17 protein-coding genes and 1 rRNA gene are annotated in these 20,854 nt (G+C 47.0%); 7 read left to right on the forward strand and 11 right to left on the reverse strand.

The genetic code is table 11. The annotated features are described in order from the left end of the window. A 5S ribosomal RNA gene (gene rrf / locus FCL47_RS23770) occupies positions 1-79 on the forward strand; the annotation flags it as partial. 84 nt (positions 80-163) lie between these two features. Here rrf and FCL47_RS23775 read toward each other — a convergent pair. Both FCL47_RS23775 and mtnP read right to left on the reverse strand, forming a co-directional pair. After that, positions 164-685: an adenine phosphoribosyltransferase gene (locus tag FCL47_RS23775; RefSeq protein WP_136816221.1), complete on the reverse strand. Its 522-nt coding sequence runs from the start codon at positions 683-685 to the stop codon at positions 164-166. A gap of 21 nt (positions 686-706) precedes the next feature. Continuing rightward, positions 707-1,453, reverse strand: a complete 747-nt coding sequence (gene mtnP, locus FCL47_RS23780) for an S-methyl-5'-thioadenosine phosphorylase (RefSeq protein ID WP_136816222.1) — start codon at positions 1,451-1,453, stop codon at positions 707-709. A 212-nt stretch (positions 1,454-1,665) separates the two neighbouring features. On the opposite strand from mtnP, the gene FCL47_RS23785 reads away from it, so the two are divergent. Beyond that, a complete protein-coding gene (locus FCL47_RS23785; RefSeq protein WP_136816223.1) occupies positions 1,666-2,205 on the forward strand; it encodes a signal peptidase II in 540 nt (179 codons plus the stop codon). Positions 2,206-2,795: 590 nt separating this feature from the next. Beyond that, positions 2,796-3,914: an aspartate-semialdehyde dehydrogenase gene (gene asd, locus FCL47_RS23790; protein WP_136816224.1), complete on the forward strand. Its 1,119-nt coding sequence runs from the start codon at positions 2,796-2,798 to the stop codon at positions 3,912-3,914. 81 nt (positions 3,915-3,995) lie between these two features. Here the strand turns inward: asd and FCL47_RS23795 are convergent, their stop codons facing one another. From FCL47_RS23795 to FCL47_RS23805, 3 genes are all read right to left on the reverse strand, one after another. Then, positions 3,996-5,372: an HD-GYP domain-containing protein gene (locus FCL47_RS23795; protein WP_167496624.1), complete on the reverse strand. Its 1,377-nt coding sequence runs from the start codon at positions 5,370-5,372 to the stop codon at positions 3,996-3,998. Between the two features lie 12 nt (positions 5,373-5,384). Beyond that, a complete protein-coding gene (locus tag FCL47_RS23800; RefSeq protein WP_136816226.1) occupies positions 5,385-7,112 on the reverse strand; it encodes a hypothetical protein in 1,728 nt (575 codons plus the stop codon). Between the two features lie 797 nt (positions 7,113-7,909). Beyond that, positions 7,910-8,851, reverse strand: a complete 942-nt coding sequence (locus FCL47_RS23805; RefSeq protein ID WP_240744351.1) for an AEC family transporter — start codon at positions 8,849-8,851, stop codon at positions 7,910-7,912. A gap of 163 nt (positions 8,852-9,014) precedes the next feature. Between FCL47_RS23805 and FCL47_RS23810 the strand changes: the two genes are divergently transcribed. From FCL47_RS23810 to folD, 3 genes are all read left to right on the forward strand, one after another. Continuing rightward, a complete protein-coding gene (locus tag FCL47_RS23810; protein WP_136816227.1) occupies positions 9,015-9,476 on the forward strand; it encodes a hypothetical protein in 462 nt (153 codons plus the stop codon). A gap of 506 nt (positions 9,477-9,982) precedes the next feature. Further along, entirely contained in the window at positions 9,983-11,758 is a 1,776-nt protein-coding gene (locus FCL47_RS23815; RefSeq protein ID WP_136816228.1) for a formate--tetrahydrofolate ligase, read from the forward strand. Positions 11,759-11,869: 111 nt separating this feature from the next. Continuing rightward, on the forward strand, positions 11,870-12,763 hold the full coding sequence (gene folD / locus FCL47_RS23820) for a bifunctional methylenetetrahydrofolate dehydrogenase/methenyltetrahydrofolate cyclohydrolase FolD (protein WP_136816229.1): 894 nt from the start codon (positions 11,870-11,872) through the stop codon (positions 12,761-12,763). Positions 12,764-12,876: 113 nt separating this feature from the next. Here the strand turns inward: folD and FCL47_RS23825 are convergent, their stop codons facing one another. From FCL47_RS23825 to FCL47_RS23855, 6 genes are all read right to left on the reverse strand, one after another. Further along, a complete protein-coding gene (locus FCL47_RS23825; RefSeq protein ID WP_136816230.1) occupies positions 12,877-13,140 on the reverse strand; it encodes a hypothetical protein in 264 nt (87 codons plus the stop codon). A 67-nt stretch (positions 13,141-13,207) separates the two neighbouring features. Then, positions 13,208-13,402: a CooT family nickel-binding protein gene (locus FCL47_RS23830; protein ID WP_136816231.1), complete on the reverse strand. Its 195-nt coding sequence runs from the start codon at positions 13,400-13,402 to the stop codon at positions 13,208-13,210. A 36-nt stretch (positions 13,403-13,438) separates the two neighbouring features. Continuing rightward, positions 13,439-14,371 (reverse strand): methylenetetrahydrofolate reductase, encoded by a 933-nt coding sequence (locus FCL47_RS23835; protein ID WP_136816232.1) that lies wholly within the window; start codon positions 14,369-14,371, stop codon positions 13,439-13,441. A gap of 2 nt (positions 14,372-14,373) precedes the next feature. After that, the gene (locus FCL47_RS23840; protein ID WP_136816233.1) at positions 14,374-15,036 is read right to left on the reverse strand and encodes a methylenetetrahydrofolate reductase C-terminal domain-containing protein; all 663 of its coding nucleotides are present in this window, start codon (positions 15,034-15,036) and stop codon (positions 14,374-14,376) included. 49 nt (positions 15,037-15,085) lie between these two features. Further along, on the reverse strand, positions 15,086-15,583 hold the full coding sequence (locus FCL47_RS24645; RefSeq protein WP_370459592.1) for a hydrogenase iron-sulfur subunit: 498 nt from the start codon (positions 15,581-15,583) through the stop codon (positions 15,086-15,088). A gap of 105 nt (positions 15,584-15,688) precedes the next feature. Further along, positions 15,689-18,745 carry an FAD-dependent oxidoreductase gene (locus FCL47_RS23855; protein ID WP_370459591.1) on the reverse strand — a complete coding sequence of 1,019 codons (3,057 nt, stop codon included), beginning with the start codon at positions 18,743-18,745 and terminating at the stop codon, positions 15,689-15,691. 493 nt (positions 18,746-19,238) lie between these two features. Between FCL47_RS23855 and FCL47_RS23860 the strand changes: the two genes are divergently transcribed. Beyond that, on the forward strand, positions 19,239-20,708 hold the full coding sequence (locus tag FCL47_RS23860; RefSeq protein WP_136816236.1) for an ATP-binding protein: 1,470 nt from the start codon (positions 19,239-19,241) through the stop codon (positions 20,706-20,708). The last annotated feature ends 146 nt before the right edge of the window (positions 20,709-20,854 follow it).

Raw genomic sequence — 20,854 nt, forward strand, 5'->3', positions numbered from 1 at the left:
TCCGAACACGGAAGTTAAGCTCTTTAGCGCCGATGGTACTGCACGGGCGACTGTGTGGGAGAGTAGGTCATCGCCGTTTTTTATAAAGCAAAAGCCCCAGCAGATTCCTGCCGGGGCTTTTGTCGTTCTAAATCTTTCGGTATGGCTGGGTTAGCCTTTTTTGCTATTCGCCGGCAAACTCCATTAACGAAAAGATTGCACAATCGGTTATCTGTGCCCTCCCCTTGAGATCCGGCAGTTCAATAATAAATGCGCACTCGACAATATCACCGCCGAGTTTTTTAACGAGCTTAACAGTTGCCCCGATAGTCCCGCCCGTTGCGATGAGATCATCGATGATGACAACTTTTTCGCCTTCAATTATCGCATCCTTATGAATCTCCATTGTCCCCGAACCATATTCCAGGGTATAGACTTCTTCGATAGTCTCATGGGGGAGTTTACCTTTTTTGCGCACCGGAACAAAACCTATACCCAATTTATAGGCCAACACAGCACCAAAGACAAAACCTCTGGCATCAATGCCAACGATCTTATCAATCTTTTTTTGCCGATACCGCTCATAAAAGATATCGCAGGTTTCTCTAAAGGCTTCCGGATCACTCATCAACGTTGTTAAATCGCGAAAGATAACTCCCGGAATAGGCCAGTCGACAATACTCCGCACACATTTTTTCAAATCCATCTTGTTCCTCAATTTTCCTGTTTATTGAAATTGTTCTATCACTTTGACGAGAAGCTTCTTGACATTATCTGCGTTTTGCTGAAACACAGCAATAATCTCGTCCCAGGTGACGGGCTGTTCATCAAGTTTCCAGCAGTCGTAATCAGTAGACATAGCCACGGCGGCATAAGGGATCTCAGCCTCATTCGCCAGCATTGCCTCAGGCGCTGTCGACATGTTGATAACATCTGCACCCCATAATCGAAACATCTGTGATTCCGCCACGGTGGAAAAACGCGGTCCCTCAATGGTGACCACACATCCTTTGGGATGGAGGTTCAAGCCAAGTGCCAGTCCTGTGTCGAATAAGGTGCCCCGCAATTCTTCATCAAAAGGCCGGGCCATGGTGGTATGGTGCACCCCACCGACAAAAGAGTCAAAGAAGGTGTTTTTCCTGAAACGGGTAAAATCGATAAATTGATCGAGAATGACCAAATGACCACGATCTATTTCCGCCCTGAGGCTGCCACAGGCAGTTGTGGCTATGATATGACTCACCCCAATCTTTTTCAACGCCATAATATTGGCTCGATTATTGACCTGCCCGGGGCTATATTGATGGTTTCTACCATGTCGGGCCAGAATTACCGTTTCAACCCCGCCAATCTTACCGGCCATCAATGATGAGGATGGTTTGCCATACTCGGTATCCACTTCCACCTCTTTCGGTTCCAGCAAGATATCCGGATCATCGAGCCCGGAACCACCTATAATACCTATTTTTAACATATTTCTCCTCTGCGGCGTGCATGCTGCATATTATGTTTCGCTATGAACTTGGTGTGTATTACAAACTCGCCTACTGTATCGAACTCCCTGGACAGGCGCAACTTCTTTATAGACCAGACAACGAACTGCATCTGCCCCATTATTTGACATTCAGCCTTTTCTGCCAATAATGTAGCTTGAGTATGTACTTCTTCTGATTAAAGGATTCTATCATGTGGCTTAGCCAAAAGATGCACCCGCTCAGGCAAAATGGTGGTGTGCTCCCCGCAGCCTTCCTCCTGGTCGTGATCTGTGCTGATTATTACACTAAATATCTGGCAGAAAAATTCCTTACAACAGCTGGGGACGTTACTTTTTTCAACAGTTTTTTAAAATTTACTCTTATCCAAAACTACGGCGGTTTCCTGGGTATCGTCAATAATTTCTCAGAAACAAGCCGATTTTTCTTTCTTAATGTCTGCGTCGCTTTACTTCTTCTCGGCTGTCTTCTGTATCTTTTTGGTTTCAACAAAAGAACATTTCGCCACGATATCCCTCTGGCCTTTGTGACCGGCGGCGGTGCCGCGAATCTTCTGGATCGACTGCTGCACAATGGAGGAGTCACTGATTTTTTAAGTATGGGTATCGGCGATTTTCGAACAGGTATTTTCAACTTTGCCGATGTCGCTATTCTTGGCGGGTCGTTTATCCTTGGGTATACACTTTTTTCTTCTCCCTCAGCCGAGAAACAGCCGCCGATAACAACCCCATAATTTTTTCTGATTACCCTTAATGTTCAGCTACTTAACCAGGGTGTGGGCTGTTCGTTTCCCGGGACGCGGTAAACCCATCCCCGAGGGCTTCGCTGCAGCCATCCTTGGCTGCAGAGACCCGTAAAACAAACAGCCCACACCCTTCCATTTCGACAAGCTGAGCTTGAGGGGTACTCAGATAATTTTTTCTCGCGCTTTTCTTGGACGATTTATGTATAAATACCAACTTATCGTATTTTCTTTACCCTGGGGAAATGGCTGCCACAAAGTTCTACCCCCGATAAACGGGAGATAAGTCGTGATTCTGTTTCATGCCTTTTGAGGGATGTAAGAGCCTTGGTGGTATATTCACATTATTAGTGTTAAAAGAACTCTTGTTTTCTTATTTTTTTATGAAGAATTTAAAGAAGTAAGTCACTAACCCCGCCAAAAAGCTTTGCGGGACTTTTTTCAGTACTCGCTTGGCGGGTGCTCTGTTCAGTACTCGCTTGGCGGGTATAAGTTCCTTCACGAAAAATTTTCCTTGTGAAAAATACAAAAAATATTTTTCTAAGTCACTAATACGTACAATTTCATTCACGGAGTCTGCAATGTTGAAGGTAGGATTTATAGGCTGGCGAGGAATGGTAGGTTCTGTTCTTATGGAACGGATGCAGACCGAACAAGATTTTCAAGGGTTTGAATCGGTATTTTTCACTACTTCCCAGATTGGTCAGGATGGTCCCGATGTCGGTTCCGGCGCATCTCCTCTTGAAGATGCTATGGATATAAAACGACTGGCGGATATGGATATCATCGTCTCATGTCAGGGCGGGGGGTACACATCGAAAATCTATGGGCCACTCCGCAATAAATGGAATGGATACTGGATTGATGCGGCATCGACGCTGAGGATGAACGACGATGCCATAATCGTTCTTGATCCAGTTAACCGGTCAGTGATCGACAAGGCTCTCAGCCAGGGGATCAAAAACTATATTGGCGGCAACTGTACTGTGTCGCTGATGATGATGGCAATCGGTGGTCTTTTTCAGCACCAGCTGGTTGAATGGATCAGTTCGATGACCTATCAGGCGGCCAGCGGGGCAGGCGCACAGAATATGCGTGAGCTGATCTGCCAGATGGGTCAACTGCAAAGCGGCGTCAAGGATCTTCTTGCCGATCCGTCTTCTGCTATTCTTGATATCGACAAAAAAATCACCGCTACGCTCAATGACGGTTCACTCACCATGGACAACTGGGGCGTCCCCCTGGCGGCCAGTCTTATCCCGTGGATTGATGTGCCGGTTGCGGGCGGTCAATCCAAGGAAGAATGGAAAGGCATAGCCGAAACCAACAAAATACTCGGTAACAACCCCGACCGGATAATCCCGATTGATGGACTCTGTGTGCGAATCGGTGCTATGCGTTGCCATTCTCAGGCTCTTACTATCAAGCTGAAAAAAAATATCAGCATAGAAGAAATCGAGCAGATCATCGCCGGCCACAATGAATGGGTCAGGGTTATCCCTAATGAGCGACAACGCAGTTCCGAGGACCTCACCCCGGTAAAGGTATCGGGAACACTAACCGTCCCGGTCGGTCGTATCCATAAAATGAACATCGGTCCAGAATACTTGACTGCTTTTACGGTGGGCGATCAACTCCTCTGGGGCGCCGCCGAACCCGTGCGTCGAATGCTGAACATAGCATTGAAACACCTGCAATAATCACGGCGGACAATTTATAAAACAAAAAACCGGGTCGTTCTCGTTTCCCGAACGGCCCGATGTTTCGTGCTGTGCCACCTGCTAGCCAATAAAATTAAGCAACAGGCGGTCGACGCTGAGAGACTGCGACTGGAGCTCAGTTAAATCGACCATATACCGATCGTTTTCGTCCAGGGGTTCGCCTATCTTTGAGGCAGTGATCAGGACCTTTGGTCTGTCGATATGCTCGCCCACCTCAGTCACCATTCCGACCCTTCTGTCCGAAAGCCTGACATAGGTTCCAGGTGGGTACATTCCCACCATAGATATAAAAGCAGCCAGTAAACCCGGATGGAAACCACCTCTGTCGGCAAGCATTATTGTATAGGCGCCTCGCGGATCTAAAGCCTCCTTGTACGGACGCACTGCGGTCAGCGCCTCGAAAACATCACATATCTGCAGCAGGGCTGTAACAGGATGTCGCACCGCCCACCCCGGTTGCCGTGGATACCCTCCACCATCGTAGCGAATATGATGGCCCCAGCATGCAGCCAGGTCTAGATCAGAAACATCTTTCTGCTCAGAGAGAATCTCAGCCCCTGCCCTTGGGTGGTCACGAATGACGGCAAATTCCTCATCGGTCAACTTACCCTTCTTGAGGAGAATTTCATCAGGAATCCTGCTCTTGCCAATATCATGCAGAAGGGCGGCAGAGCCGATTGCCAGCAGATCCTTTTTCGACCATTGCATAGCGGATCCCACATAAACGGCAAGAGAGGCCACACGAACAGAATGACCAACCGTATAACTATCGTAGTCGGCATAATGGACATGCTGCATCACATCGGCAAAACTCGACTGGATATAACGCAGCATAAATTCACTTACCGAACGGGCTTTATCAATGTCTATGGTCCGATCGAAAGCGGCATCTCCATAGGCATTTGAAACAACATCATATAATTCCTGATAGAGAAAAGTTGGCGACGGCAGGCCTTTACTGACAGCCTGCCCTTCCCAGGCTTTGGCGGTATCCCGTTTTATGTTACCGACCTGATCCGAAAACGGTTCGGCAATTCTGATATTTTTTATGCCACTGTTGGTAAATAAAGTCCGAGCTTCGGCGATTGTTTTAACCGGTACTCCGCGGTTTGCAGTGATATCAAAAAATTTTTGCAGATCACCAATTTTGATACCTTTTTGCAGGGCAAAGCCACCGGAATAAAGCCTCTCGGCAAATTGAATCAATTGTTTCCCGGTCACTGAGGGCCCGAAGACACGTTTACCGTCAAAGATAAAGAATCCGTCAACAATACCGATAAAAAGCTCACTCGATCCGGTCGACCGAAAATGATCGTTAGCCAGATCAATGATTTCCGACCCATAAGAATTGACCCGGGGATGATCGGAAAAATAGAGCTTTCTATTCGCCATCCCCTTGCAAAGTAACATAATAATATTGTTAATATTGTCTATCATAAACATCCCGCCCTAAAGGAGTTCCGACAAAGATGGTCTTTTCAGCGATTTCAGGGTTGCCTCGGCAGCGATTCGGCAGTTTTTCGGCCATGTCGGCAATACGCCCATCTTTCTTTCTTTTACTATTTTGCGAAGCATCTCCTGTAAGCCTTTGACATACAACCCGGCTGTTGCTGCAATAGTTTTCTGGAGCCATGGCATTTCCTTCTCTGCGTCGGAGATGTTTTGCAGAAACTCCAGAATAATCTGACCAGCCGCCATTTTTAGAGCAAGTGGCGGTTCCATTAAGTGTGCCTGCGCAAGGTATGACCGGAAAAATTCAAGGTGGGTTGGTCTCGAGATATCCATCAGAGGACCCACTGCCTCAAAGAGCGAGTCTTGCGGTTTATCCCGAAGGGCGGTGAAAGTAATTCCGGCAACAATATTCTCAAGAGAAGTTTCCAAGAGAAAGACGAAGAGCTTATAGGAAAAAACATACTTCGGATTGAAGATATTTAAAGCCACTTTTTTTTCCTTGAAGGCATCCATTTCTTCCAACTGAAGAGCAAGCTTCCGCATCCTGTCAATATGCATCTGTGATGCTATTTCGGTTGCTTTGAGAAAAAGTTCCCTTCTCTCTCCACGGCCAGTGACCAGCAACTCGTTAACCAGAAATGGCCAGAGCGGTATCTGCGTTGCGGCAGATACCTGACTCCAAAGCCCGACCAGGAGTTCAAGCGAATTAAAGTGTCCAGAATCTCGCAAGGTATGTAATACCAGGGTCAGCAGAGATCGAAAATTTTTGCCATCCCCTTTATCGGCGAACTGCAGAATGCCACTGGTCAAAATCTCTTTTTCCCTTTCGTTGAGATTGCCTCTCAGAATGGTTTTCAGCCTCTGTTCGAGCTTTTCGTTCAACTGATTATTAACGTCAGGTGTTATCAACTGCAAAAGGATGGACAATTCTTCACTATGGTCCACCGAGGTGATTTTTTCCAGGACTTTCAGAGGGATTTTATTCTCGTAAATAAAAGCTTTTAATTCAGAAACAGTTAATTTTTCATCATCGGCAAGCAGCTGACGCATCTTTGTATTCGGACGGCCCGGCTTGACTTCCATCTTGACGTGATCAGCGCCTCTGCCAGTCAAATGAGACAGTAGAAATTTTATCGTTTCTTTCGACTTCTTATCAGTAAGACTCAACTCCAGGTTTTGGAAGATAGATCCGATAACATTAATGTCATTGGTAGCAAGTGCTTCATACTGCTGTTTATCGATAGAATATGCCCCGGTTACTATCTTGTACAAAAGGGATTGCACATCATCCCATGTAGCATTGGGAAAACCTTGAATCTCCTTTTTTTTATTCCCTTCCTGCTGCTCAGATATTTTTTCTAAAAATACTCGGCATTGCTCCACCTGCTGCTTATTTAATCCCTGCTCTCCAAGGGCAAGGCACATTTCATCAAGCTTGCCTTTAAAATCATGCTCCGAGCTTTCATTGACAATTGATCTCTCGTCAACAAAAAACTCCTGCTGCTCGAGACGAATCCCATTCGGCAGATCAGTCACATCAAAAGTAATAAAGGCTTGCGTGCTCTCAAGCTGCATACGCCAGGCCAGCAATTTCTTGATAAAAAATAAGAGCTGCTTGAAGGATATAAATATTTGCAGTTCAATGGATCGGATACCGAGCTTCTCAAGCAACAGGTGTAAATCTCTTACCGACGTCGATGTTTCCGGTAATGCTATGTTTTCCACCAAAAGAGTGTCTCGACCTATCGAGATAGTGACACATTCCAAAGTCGGAGATATCTCTCGCAGTTGTTGGATACATTTGTTTGCCGATTGATCCAGTACCGTATGGCCCGTGGGATAGTATATCCCTACCTTGAATATCCGATACAAAGCCTCGATAAAGGCGACGAGTTTGTCATTTGAAAGTAGTGGAGTACTCTTTTGAGGGGGTTGAGCTTTATTCATCCTGCAATACGGAATAATTTTTAGAAATCATTCAACAGAACCAGAATCTATGTTGTCTTCGGTTCTTCACCTCACCATTAACACAGCACAACTACATCCTGTTACAGATTCGACACCGGATTCTCACGCTGGCTTCCTGCCCGATAAAACGTACAATTCGAACTATAAACCACCATTTCATTTTTTGGATGAACTGTGGCAAATTTTAGATATGTCAGATTAACCACTTCCTTTCTTTACTCTACCGTTTATTGAGACGCACTACAACTTTCTTTCCAGGAATTAATCCTGAGTGCCGATGATCGAAAAGTTCTGAGGAGATAAAAACAGGCAGAAAATCCAATAATGATTTGTGATTACCATCAAACCTCAGCTAGATGGGAATATGAGGTGCCCTGTACACGGGACGCCATAAACCCATCCCTGGGGGCTTGACCGCAGCCATCCAGGCTGCGGAACACCCGTGCCAAGGGCATCTCATATCCCTCTGAACCTTCCAAGCTGAACTTTAGTGGTAATCCCATAATGATTTGTGCCGAAACTATAGACAAGAGGCAATATATTGGATTGAATTGTTACACTCCGAGCATGTGGAGCAAATAGAGGGCCAAACTATATGTGGCGAGCGAACAGAGGGTTGAGAGCATGATAATGGCACCGGCAAGTTCAGCATCGCCGCCAAGCTGCTGGGCCATAATATATGCTGCGGTTGCGGTCGGCGTACCAGCCAACAGAACCCCAATGCCCAGATCCTGACCACGAACCCCTGAATAAATAAGGATCGCGCCAGTCAGCACCGGCATTATAATCACCTTAAAACATGTTGATAAGGCTGCAACACCGAGATCTCCCCGCAATTTGTTAAACGAAAACGAAGCACCAATGGAGATAAGAGCCAGAGGAAGCGACATTCCGGTGATGATTCCTAGCGCCCTGTCTATTATATGCGGCAAAGGGAGTGCCAGAATACTCCAGAGAATACCGCAAAAGGATGCCAGAATAAGCGGATTGGAGCCGATCTGCTTTACCCATATAAACATTCCCATATTGTAGCTGTCTCGACGATTAGGCAGGATCAATGCCACCACTGAAAGGAAATTAAATAAGGGTACCAAAAAACCAAGCAGAATACCGGCAACGGCAAATCCTCGCTCTCCATAGGCATTATAAATAATAGCCAGACCGATGTAGGCCAGATTGCCTCGAAAAGCACCCTGGCAAAATGTTCCATGTATTGACGGTTGATATCCACGAAAACTCCCGTAACCATAACTGAGTCCAAAAATGACCAGGACGCTTCCGACCATACCAGTTAATAACGGCCCGTTAAAACTGGTGAGAAAATCGGCCGTGGCAATTTTATAAAAAAGCAAAGCCGGGAGAGCGACATAATAGATTAACCGGTTCAGACTGAACAAAAATTCGCTGTTCACAAGGCCGGTCCTCTTTAGACTGAAGCCAAGTCCGATCACCAGGAAAACAGGTAAAACTATAAGGAAAATCTCTGATTTCATCATCCTGTACCACAATGGAAACTCAATTTTATGTCGCTGCAAATACAGCGGTGAGAACGGTGATTTCGATTAACCCCTTGCACAATCACAAAAATCGTAGCACTATCTCACATTCTTAATACGTCTCTTATGTTAAATAATCTTATTCCTTACCACCGGACATATCATGACACACTTGAAAACAGAAGCCCTGTTGAAGAAAATAAACTACATTGAAGCCGATGTGGAAATACAGAAACAGATTCTTTTTTCCATTCCCTCAGACCGCCAGGCTGAAATTGAGGCAACAATTACCCTAATCGCTGCACGAAAAAAAGAAATAGAAGTCCTGCGGCAGGAACTGAAAAAAAACGATCCTGAAGAATTTGCCAGGATAGTACGCTTTGAAAATGCACTAGCTGAATTCAGAAAAATAGCTCAGAACACGCCCTTCCAATCGATTATTAACCGAAATGTCAACGAGGATTGTTCTCTGGCCCTGAAAAGTGGCGTCACGGTGGAGTGTCTGATCAAGGCATGCGACCACGATGGCACCTGGACTCTCATAACCCTCGAAGGAGATATCCAACAATTTCCCGCAACGGTTGTCGCTGAGAAACCACCGGAAAAAAATAATTCAACCAATTGACCGGTCCTGTCTGTCGTAATGAGTTACCGTGCCTGGAATGCAGCCCTTTTGTGGTGCTGTTATAAGCTGCAACAGACACCATGGCGTCGGACAGCGTATCGAACCACAATGAAAATGATGGTGAAATTGAATCATTGCCAATCATGTTGAAATCCGATAATATCTCTTGATCTGCATCAGCACGTATATGAAGTACGAGTACGTAAATGCAGATTCTTTTCGATGAAAAGCAATTGATAATCATCAAGTTTTATGGTACGAATTTTCTGTTGTTGAGTCAGGACAAAGGGTCACGGCTGTGGCTTGCCCAGGTAGTATCGAATTGGTCTACTGGAGAAATATTTTATGATTCATTCAGCACGTAGTTCTTCCTCTCATCTCACTCATAACCGAATCCGGTTGTTGGTTCTTCGTAGTATATATTTTTTACTGCTCCACCAAAAAGTATGAAAGCCGTTTTTTAAACTTGGCTCAACCCGAGCCTCAATCTAACAAAGGAGTGAATCATGGTTTTAGATCCTACCAAACATGCAGATTGGGAGATTGCGCAGGACGCAGAAAAAACGATGCTGACGATCTACGAGATCGGCGAAAAACTTGGATTAACCAAGGAAGAATTGCTTCCCCAGGGCCATTACATTGCAAAAATTGATTTTCGTAAAGTTCTTGAACGGTTAAAAGACAAACCAGACGGAAAATATATTGACGTCACCGCAATTACGCCGACACCGCTCGGCGAAGGTAAATCGACTTCCTCTATGGGCCTCGTTCAGGGTCTTGGCAAGATAGGCAAAAGTGTTTGTGCAGCCATTCGTCAGCCATCAGGCGGACCAACCATGAACATTAAAGGTTCGGCTGCCGGCGGCGGTCTGGCCCAGTGTATTCCACTTACGCCTTTCTCTCTGGGCTTCACCGGTGATATCAACGCCATCATGAACGCCCACAACCTTGCCATGGTTGCCCTGACCTCCCGCCTCCAGCATGAAAGAAACTATGACGACGAGCAGCTGGAAAGACTGTCCGGCATGAAACGTCTGGATATCGATCCAACCAACGTCGAGATGGGCTGGATTATGGATTTCTGCTGTCAGGCCCTGCGCAATATCATTATCGGTATTGACGGTGTCAACGGCAAATCCGACGGTTTCATGATGAAGTCCAAATTCGGCATCGCGGTTTCCTCCGAGGTTATGGCCATTCTTGCTATCGCCACGGACCTGAAGGACATGCGGGAGAGAATGGGCAAAATTGTTGTCGCCTATACCAAAAAAGGTAAGCCGGTTACAACCGAAGATCTCCAGGTTGCCGGTGCTATGACGGCCTGGATGGTAGACGCTCTCAATCCTTCTTTGATGCAGACCCTCGAAGGCCAGCCGGTTATCGTTCACGCCGGGCCCTTTGCCAACATCGCAATCGGCCAGAGCTCTATTATCGCTGATAGAATCGGCCTTAAACTCGCTGATTACCACGTCACCGAGTCCGGATTCGGCGCCGATATCGGTTTTGAAAAATTCTGGAATCTTAAATGCCGCTACTCTGGATTAAAACCCGACTGTGCCGTTGTTGTTGCCACTATCCGCGCGCTTAAGTGCCACGGTGGAGCACCGGTACCGGTTCCCGGCAAGCCGATGCCGGTAGAATATAACACCGAGAACGTTGGCTGGGTGGCAGATGGCTGTGCCAACCTCATCCACCACATCAGAAACGTCCGCAAAGCAGGAATTGCTCCGGTCGTTTGTATCAATGCCTTCTATACGGATACGGATGCTGAAATCGCCAAGGTTCGTGAACTGTGCGAGGCCGAAGGTGCCCGTGTTGCTCTTTCCAGACATTGGGAAAAAGGCGGTGACGGCGCTATTGAGTTCGCTAAAACTGTTGTTGAAGCCTGCGAAGACAAGAGTGACTTCAAATTCCTCTACGAGCTGGATATGCCTATCAAGGAGAGAATCGAGCTTATCGCCAAGGAAGTATACGGCGCCGACGGCGTTGACTATTCCGCCGATGCCAACAAAGCCATCGCCAGAATCCAGAAAGACCCTGTTCTGTCGAAAATGGGAATGTGCATGGTTAAAACGCACCTCTCTCTGTCCGACAATCCTACCCTGAAAGGTGTCCCCACTAAATGGCGCCTGACTATCAGGGAAGTACTGACCTACGGCGGTGCCGGCTTTATCGTACCCGTCGCCGGAACAATCAGCCTCATGCCGGGAACCAGCTCAAATCCTGCATTCAAGCGAGTCGATGTTGATGTCGAAACCGGTAAGGTTGAGGGTGTATTCTAAACGCCCCTTTCTTTTTGAGAACGTCCGTTTGGGAGAATAGATTCTCCCAAACGGACAGAGCATTGCTCTCGATACGACAACTCGACAATTTTTAGAGGAGCTCACATAAAAATGACTGCTGAAATAATTAGTGGCACTGAAATACGCAAAGCAATTCTCGCGGAAATTACGCAGGAAGTTGCTGACATGAAAGCCAAACACGGTAAAGTACCTGGTCTCGTTACCATCCTTGTTGGCAGCAGCCCGGCATCAATCAGCTATGTAACGCTGAAGGTTAAGACCGCCATAAGCTGCGGCTTTCACGAGATTCAGGATGACCAGCCGGTGGATATTTCCGAAGCCGACCTCCTGGCCTTGATTGATAAATACAACAAGGATCCAAATATTCATGGCATTCTCGTTCAACTCCCTCTACCGAAGCACATTGATGACAAAAAGGTTCTCAATGCCATTGATCCAGATAAAGACGTCGACGCCTTTCACCCCGTCAATGTCGGTCGTTTGATGATCGGCGGCGACGAGGTACGGTTCCTGCCTTGTACTCCGGCCGGCATCCAGGAAATGATTGTCCGTTCCGGTACCGAGACATCAGGCGCGGAAGTGGTTGTCGTCGGACGCTCCAATATCGTCGGTAAACCGATTGCCATGATGATGGCCCAGAAAGGAAAGGGCGCCAACGCTACGGTAACCATCGTCCATACCCGCACCAAAGACCTTGCTGCGCATTGCAAACGCGCGGATATCCTCATCGTTGCTGCCGGTGTTCCGGATCTGGTTAAACCGGAATGGATCAAGCCGGGTGCAACCGTTATCGATGTTGGGGTTAACCGTGTCGGCATGAATGAAAAAACCGGCAAAGCTATCTTGAAGGGCGACGTCGACTTCGAAAAAGCGAAAGAAATCGCCGGCAAGATCACTCCCGTTCCAGGTGGTGTTGGCCCGATGACCATTGCCATGTTGATGAAGAACACCCTCACCTCTGCCAAAAAGAGTTTGGGGATATAGCGACTAAGTCAAAACAACCTGGTTACCTGCAGGAAACAAGAAGCGGAGGCAACGAACAAAAGTTCGTTGCCTCCGCTTTGTTTTAAACAACACCAGAAAAAAACTCCTGGATCCTAATGGTGATGGTGGTGATGACCGTGGTGGTGATGGTGATCCTCATCGTCTTGTGGTTTGGCGCCACCAGCTGCGCCCAATGCTTTTTCGAGCTGGGCATTGACCGTCGCCATGGTCTTTACCGCTTCGGCAATATGGTCAGCCAGTGCAGTTTTTCCTTCTTCGGTCATGGTCTGACGCCATTTTTCAAATTCTTCTACATGGCCTTTATTGTGTTCTATCCAATGTTGCAGCATGACGCGCAACTTCTCAACGTTATCCATTCTCTCTCCAGTTGGTAGTGCCTTTGTCTTAATTATTCTTTTTTCTCATAACAAGAAAAATACAATACTACTCAAGCTGACGCAAAAAAACCTTTCCTCCGGAAAAATCGATGCGACGAACAGCAACTCCTGAAAATTCCTGGGCTCCTTCAAACAGCGTCGTGATTTTCAATCCGTTTTCAAGAACCTCAAGCGTGGTCACATTTTCTAGAAGCAATTCCTCCACACCATTTTTTTCCATCAACACACTTGTCTGACACATTATAAAAACCCTCTATCTTCCATAAATGAAACGCTGTTAATCTACGACGGGTCTTGGGTACAGCCCGGATCTTTCGACAATCTCAGGGACTTTTTCCTCCCATTCGATAGCCATAATATGAAAACCGCTCACCCCGGTACACTCTTTTAACCTCTCTATTGCCTCAACCGCAATAGTTATTCCTTCTTCAGCCTGCTTGTCTTTCGGCACTCCAGATAACCGTTTGACCAGATCCTCTGGAACATCCATTCCAGGAACAGCACGAGCCATATATTTTGCCATACCGACCGAACGCATTGGGGTAATCCCGGCCATGATAAAAACCTTTTCGTGCAATCCCCGCTCTACTACGCCTTTCATCCACAGTTCGAACTTTTCGAGATTATAGACGCACTGGGTCTGGATAAATTCCGCCCCGGCGGCGATTTTCTTGGCAAGCCTTGGCACCCTGATATGAAATGGATCGGCAAAAGGGTTGGCAGCTGCACCAACAAACAAATTGGGTGGCACTTTTATTTCATCGCCGCCAAGAAACTTCCCCTCATCCCGCATATATCTTACCGTCTGCAGCAGTTGCATGGAATCAAGATCAAAAACATTCTGCGCACTGGGATGGTCGCCAAAACTTTGATGATCCCCTGACAGACAAAGCATACTGTTGATACCAAAGGAGGCCGCCCCAAGAATATCGCTCTGCAGGGCTATCCGGTTTCTGTCTCTTACCACCATCTGCAAAACAGGCTCAAGTCCCTCGTTTTTCAAATGAATGCACGATGCCAGACTGCAGAGTCTGGTGACAGAGGTCTGGTTATCCGTGATATTAATGCAATCCACATGATTTTTAATAAGGTGACCTTTCTTGATAATCCCGGACGGGTCGCTTGATCGTGGTGGTCCGCATTCGCTGGAAACAGCCATATGGCCATTCTTTAAAACCTTTTCGAGTCTGCTGTTTGTTTTAATTTCCACGATTAAAAGTCCTCCAGCTTAAATGATCGAGGTCCGCCTGCGCGATCTTTAGACCAATCCTTAATAGGGACTAATTTTTCATAATCATCCATTTTTCCTAAAGCCTGCAAGCGGTCAACAACCAGCTGCCAGGCACAGTCGATATCTTTGGAAATTTCACATTTACCATTGGACGAACCACCGCAAGGGCCGTTAAAGAGACGCTTACAACAGCGACTGACCGGACAAACGCCCCCGGTAACCCCCAGAACGCAATCGCCACAGGCCTGGCATTTCTCGGTAAAAAACCCGTCCTGCTTCACATCCCCCAAAAATGTCGTGTTTAAAGCTGGATAGACAGGAGTGTTCATGTATTTTTCAGCAACGAATTGGACACCGATACCGCAGGCAAGACTGAGAACGGCCTCTGATTGATCCAGTAATGCTTTGGCGGATTCAAAAAACGGGTGTTCACATTGTCTTTCTATGCCACCGTTTTTGATGTCAATCTCAAGTCCTTCCTGCGTCGCCCGCATACGAAGAAGCGAAGCCATTATTTCTGCTTCCTTGTTGCCACCCTGATGACAGACAGCAACACACGTATTGCAACCAAATACAGTCAATTGCTTGTGGCCTTTAACCATCTCCCATATTTCTTCAAACGGTTTCTGCTCTCCTATTATCATAGCTTCTCCACTCCTCCATCAGTAAACGGCAGTTCCGCCAAAAATATTGTCAGGCAGCCTGTTTTTCAATACCCGAGGCATCTTTTTTCTTCTGAAGTGCAAACCATATAGGCGATGGCCCCATTGCATTGATTTTTTGCGTAAATTCTGTACAAATCTCCGCCCACCTAGGCCCCTGAGCCGCCGAGAGATTATAAAACTCAACCCTGTCGGGGTTGATTCCAAGCATGAGTAACATCTTTTTGACCTTTTTAACTCTTTTCACTGCGTTGAAATTTCCTTCCAGGAAATGACATTGACCCTCCAGTCAGCCAGCAGCAAACACACCGTCAACCCCTCTTTCAAAGGCACGAAGAAGATAAATCTGATCGAGTTTTCCTGTACAGGGCAGTCGCACCACCTTCACATTGGACGGGTACGACAATCTCATGACCCCCGCGAGATCTGCGGCGGCAAAGGCACAGTAATGACAGGCAAAGGCGATGATATTTGCCTTCCAGTCTGCGGGTACATCCCGTACCTTTTCCGGACTTTTCGGTTGTTCAATTTTTTCTGCGTCAATCGCCATTATTCTTTCCTTCTTTTTGACTTGACCTCATCTATGATTGCATCGACTCAACCACGACTTCTCTCGTGAAAAATAAAGAGTGTGTCAATATTCGTGCACCTCAGTCACCGAATCTATCATAGCTAAAATTTGATCATCGCGAAAATAGTTAACCTGATACGCCTTGGCAGGACAGACTCCGGCGCAAATACCACACCCCGTGCATTTCACCTCATTGTGACTGACACGACCGTCTTCATCAATAAACGGTGCACCAAACGGGCATTTTTTAACGCAGGCCAGACACGACATACAGATATCCCGGTTATGCTTGGAAATCACCCCGGAAACAGTGAGACTGCTATGCGACAAAAGTGCCCCGGCGCGGCCTGCTGCCGCAAGCGACTGGCTGATGGTTTCTTCCAGGTTTTTTGGCGCATGGGCCAGGCCAGCCAGAAAAAAGCCTTCACTCGGAAAATCAACGGGGCGAAGTTTGACATGGGCTTCCAAAAGGAACCCATCGATATTACAGGTGAGTTTAAATTTTTTGGCAAACTCGTCGCCATCCGGCTGCGGCCTCAACCCGGTAGAAAGAACGAGATAATCAGCATTTATAGCCAATTCCCTACCTAAAATCTTACCCTCCAGGGTGACTTTGATCGTATCCTCGGCAACTTCTACCTGTGGCTTTGCATCGGGGGTATAGAGAAAGAAGAGGACACCAAGATCCCTTGCCCGGCGATAATAATCTTCTTTCAGGCCATACGCACGCATATCGCGATATATGACCACCACCTGAGCGTCGGGTGCCTTTTCCTTGATGGCAATGCTGTTTTTTAACGCATCCTGGCAACAGATGCGGGAGCAATAATTGTTCGGATCCTCCCGGGAGCCTACACACTGAATCATCACGTAGCACTTACCATTCTCAGGACCTTTATCGGCAAGTAGGTTTTCCAGTTCACGCTGGGTAATTATCTTGTCCGATTTCGCATAATCGTATTCGACCGGACTGTACTCCTCGCCACCGGAAGCAATGAGAAGCGCTCCATGACCGACGGTATCCTTATTGGCAAGTGTGGTTACAAAATTGCCGACATACCCATCGACTTTTTCAACCGTACTGCCGAGATGTACTTTAATCGCCGGATTTTTTTCCACCTTCTGCACGACATCTGCCAGGAAGGCCTGCACGTCATCTCCTTCCAGATTGGTTCGGACATTTTTAAGTAAGCCACCGAGAGTATTGGTTTTTTCGACCAGATGCACGCCATACCCCTGATCGACCAGCGACAGAGAGGCAGTCATGCCGGCTATCCCTCCACCCACCACCAGGGCGGTGTGGTTGACGCCAACCGATGCACAGGTGACCGGCACCAGTCGCTTGGTTTTAGCGATGTTCATGTTGACGATTTCAATCGCCTTATGCGTGGCATTGGCATTCTCATGCATATGGCACCAGGAACACTGCTCCCGGATATCGGCCAGCTCGAAAAGGAACTTATTCAAACCTACTTCCCGAATAGTATCCTGAAAAAGAGGCGCATGGGTGCGTGGAGTACAAGACGCCACCACGACTCTGTTTAAGCCTTTTTCCTTAATTAAATCCCTTATTTTCTGCTGTCCGTCGGGGGCACAGGCATAGATTATCGTCTCGGAATGGGTAACGCCGGGTTCTTTTGCCGCCATTTCAGCGACTTTATTAACATCAACAGTCCCGGCAATATTGGTTCCGCAATGGCAGACAATGACACCAATTCTGGGCTCTTCATCCTCGATATCCCTCTCGTCGGGCAGGACGACTTCCTTAACCTCCGTCCCCCGCCTCTCACCAAGCAATGCCATTGCTTCCGCCGCTGCCCCACTGCCCTGTATGACTGTTTCCGGAATATCTTTTGGTCCCTGATAGGTGCCGGCAACATACACACCCTTTCGCGACGTCTCAACCGGCCGAAGCTTGGAAGTTTGGGCAAAACCATATTCATCTGTGGCAATGCCAAATATTTTTGCAAACTCTGCGGCATCCTCACGCGGCTCAAAGCCGATGGAGAGAATGACCATGTCAAACTCTTCTTTAACCAATCGGCCATCATCACCAATCGAATGAACGAGCAGGTTTCTCGTTGCAGGATCTTCGACAATCTCGGCGATCATGGCCCGCTTATAGATTACCCCGGCATCGTTTTTGGCTTTTTCAATATATTTGTCGAAGTCTTTACCGAAAGCACGCAGCTCCATATAGTAAATCGTCGACTGGACTTCATTATCATGCTCGTTGGCAATTATAGACTGCTTGGCAGCGTACATGCAGCAGACCGAAGAACACCATGGATTGCCATTATGGGCGTTTCTCGAGCCAACACATTGAATCCAGGCTAATTTTTTGGGGTGGGCGCCGTCTGATGGCCGTGCCACCGTTCCGCCACACGGTCCGGATGCAGAGAGGAGACGTTCGAACTGGAGTGCAGTAACGACGTTTTGCAGTTTACCATAGCCAAATTCCTGTCGAATTTCCGGTTGATATGTTTTGAGACCAGGGGTAAGAATGATCGAACCGACATCGATATCAATCATTTTATCCTGATCTTCAAAATTTATGGCATTGGCCTCACAGGCTTTTTCACATTTTCGACAGACATTTTTAGTCAGGTACAAACAATGCGCCGGATCGATTGCCCGGGTATTGGGAACCGCTTGCGGAAAAAGAGCGTAAATGGCTTTTCTTTTATCCAGACCCTGATTGAAGACGTTAAAAACCTTGGACGGGCATTTTGGCTCGCAGGCCCCGCAACCAGTGCAACGCTCAGGATCAACATATCGCGCTTTCTGCTCAATGGTAGCGGTGAAATTACCCTCATGTCCTGAGACACCGACCACCTTGGCCAAGGTATGCATTTCGATATTGGGGTGCCGACTGGACTCCACCATGCGCGGGGAAATCATGCACATAGCACAGTCACCGGTGGGGAAGGTTTTGTCCAATCTGGACATTGTTCCACCGATGGAGGGTTCATCATTGACCATATGGACCATAAGGCCGCTATTGGCAAGGTCGAGGGCAGCCTGCATTCCCCCAATTCCTGACCCAACCACTAAAACTGATCCTATCCTGCTTGCATTCTCCTGTTTGGGGGTAATCATGGTCACGAAAAGATCCTCCATAAGATTGGCCCGAGTAGTAAACCACTGGTCATATCGTTGCTTCCGGCAGTTTATTGCGGATACGCACCAGCTATCGGGTTAAACTTTGCATAGGTAAAGGATTTAACCAATCGCATTATAATAAATTAATGCTGATATGATAGCTTTTTTTTCTTCCCCTCAAGGTTTTACATATAAAAATGATATTTTTCATAAATTTTTCTTCGTTTACACCTGCCAAACGGTGCAATATCCGTCAACATATCGATTTTTCGTATTTTCTGTTTAATTTTCCACCAAGGGTACCAGCATGAGAAGGCAGTTCTATTTAATAGTTGAAGAACCTGTCTAACTTTTAGTGTATGAATTGAAAAATCAGGTGCAGTGTGTATAAGTTCGAATTGCGAGTATCTCTGTTTTCTATTAGAACGTACTGAGTAAAATGAAATCGCTCTTGTCTGGGCACTGGAATTGATTCCCTTCTCATGACAAATGAATTAGAGAGGATGCGTAAATGACCCCCCCTTCGTCCCCACTCCCCCACCACAACCCTCGAATTCTGATTATTGACGATGAACCAAGAATTCGTGAGGCCTGCATTCTTGTTCTCTCCGACCAAGGGTTTGAGGTTGCCGCCGCTCCGGATGGCGAACTCGGACTACAGATGATCAAAGAGAAACATTACGATATTGTTCTGGTCGACCTGATGATGCCGACTATTTCCGGTTTCGATGTGCTCTCCGAGGTTCGCAGCCACCATCCGGACACGGTAGTGATCGTCATCACCGGCTATGCGACCCTTGAACATTCCATCGAAGCGATGAAAAAGGGCGCTTTTGACTTTATTCCCAAGCCTTTCACTCCTGACCAATTACGCGCCGTCGTGGACAAGTCGCTACGCTATACCAGCGCTTTGCAGGACATCGCCGATTCAAAATCCAGGCTGGGGGTTATGGTAAACAGCCTGAGCGACGGCGTCATGACCACCGATGCCCGAAAGCTCATCGTGCAGATCAACCCCTCCTTTTTACACATGATAGACTACCATGGGGAAGAAGTTCTGGGACGGCACGTCAGCGATATTATTCATGATGACAATCTGCTTGAATCCATAGAGCAGGCTCTCAGCATGTCCCCCGAGACCTTTGTTGAAATTACCAAGGAAATAGAACGGATCGACAAAAACGAAGAAAAATTCTACAGCGCCCGCTGTGCCCCCTTTCGCGGACGAATGAACGAGAATCTTGGTACCATTACAGTGCTGCATGATATTACCGCCCTGAAAAAAATGGACCAGATGAAATCTGATTTTATATCCATGGTTTCCCATGAGGTCAGAAGTCCGATGAATTCACTGCTTATGCAGTTGAAAAATATCAGCGACGGCTTAGCTGGACCGGTGACGGACAAGCAGCAGGAAATTTTACAAAGGGCGTCGGAAAAAATCCTGAACCTGAACAATCTGGTAACCGAACTCCTTGATCTTTCAAGAATAGAGTCGGGTCTTATTGCCCACGAAAAAGAACAGGTTGGCATCGGGCATCTGCTTGCCGAGCAAAAAAACTTTCACAGCCCCTATGCAGAAGAAAAAAAGATAACCATCCAGCTGAATTGCCCACCAGATTTACCATCAATCCTGGCGAACAGGCAAAATATGGAGGAAGTATTTTCAAATCTTATTACCAATGCGATTAAATACTCGCCGACCGGTGGTGCCATAACGATAACTGCTGCCAAGGAGAATGAGTATCTAAAAATACAGGTAGCCGATACAGGGTTTGGCATCACTCCTGAGGAGCTGAACAAAATTTTCACCCGCTTTTACCGGGTAAAAGACGCAAACACCCGGAAAATTCAAGGAACCGGTCTCGGTCTTGCTATCGTAAAAAGCATAATAGAATCGCATCATGGCAAGATCAGTGTCGCAAGCGAGGTCGGGCATGGCACTACTTTTACTGTTCTCCTCCCTTTGGCGGAAAGGTAGTGGGATGCAATCCCGCCAAAAAGCATTGCGGGACTCTTTTTAGTGCCCCCTTGAGGGGTATAAGTTCATTAACGAAATAATTTTCTTGCCAAAAGCGCAAGAAGTTTGTCAACAACTCACCAATCCCGCCAAAAAGCATTGCGGGA

Source organism: Desulfopila sp. IMCC35006 (genome assembly GCF_005116645.1).
GTDB lineage: Bacteria > Desulfobacterota > Desulfobulbia > Desulfobulbales > Desulfocapsaceae > Desulforhopalus_A.

Bases quoted from the DNA above. Each gene is read 5' to 3' on its own strand.
- FCL47_RS23775 (WP_136816221.1), bottom strand. From the start codon at position 685: ATGGATTTGAAAAAATGTGTGCGGAGTATTGTCGACTGGCCTATTCCG.
- FCL47_RS23810 (WP_136816227.1), top strand. From the start codon at position 9,015: ATGACACACTTGAAAACAGAAGCCCTGTTGAAGAAAATAAACTACATT.
- FCL47_RS23830 (WP_136816231.1), bottom strand. From the start codon at position 13,402: ATGTGTCAGACAAGTGTGTTGATGGAAAAAAATGGTGTGGAGGAATTG.
- FCL47_RS23855 (WP_370459591.1), bottom strand. From the start codon at position 18,745: ATGGAGGATCTTTTCGTGACCATGATTACCCCCAAACAGGAGAATGCA.
- FCL47_RS23795 (WP_167496624.1), bottom strand. From the start codon at position 5,372: ATGATAGACAATATTAACAATATTATTATGTTACTTTGCAAGGGGATG.
- folD (WP_136816229.1), top strand. From the start codon at position 11,870: ATGACTGCTGAAATAATTAGTGGCACTGAAATACGCAAAGCAATTCTC.
- FCL47_RS23805 (WP_240744351.1), bottom strand. From the start codon at position 8,851: ATGATGAAATCAGAGATTTTCCTTATAGTTTTACCTGTTTTCCTGGTG.
- FCL47_RS23825 (WP_136816230.1), bottom strand. From the start codon at position 13,140: ATGGATAACGTTGAGAAGTTGCGCGTCATGCTGCAACATTGGATAGAA.
- FCL47_RS23840 (WP_136816233.1), bottom strand. From the start codon at position 15,036: ATGATAATAGGAGAGCAGAAACCGTTTGAAGAAATATGGGAGATGGTT.
- asd (WP_136816224.1), top strand. From the start codon at position 2,796: ATGTTGAAGGTAGGATTTATAGGCTGGCGAGGAATGGTAGGTTCTGTT.
- FCL47_RS23860 (WP_136816236.1), top strand. From the start codon at position 19,239: ATGACCCCCCCTTCGTCCCCACTCCCCCACCACAACCCTCGAATTCTG.
- FCL47_RS23815 (WP_136816228.1), top strand. From the start codon at position 9,983: ATGGTTTTAGATCCTACCAAACATGCAGATTGGGAGATTGCGCAGGAC.
- mtnP (WP_136816222.1), bottom strand. From the start codon at position 1,453: ATGTTAAAAATAGGTATTATAGGTGGTTCCGGGCTCGATGATCCGGAT.
- FCL47_RS23785 (WP_136816223.1), top strand. From the start codon at position 1,666: ATGTGGCTTAGCCAAAAGATGCACCCGCTCAGGCAAAATGGTGGTGTG.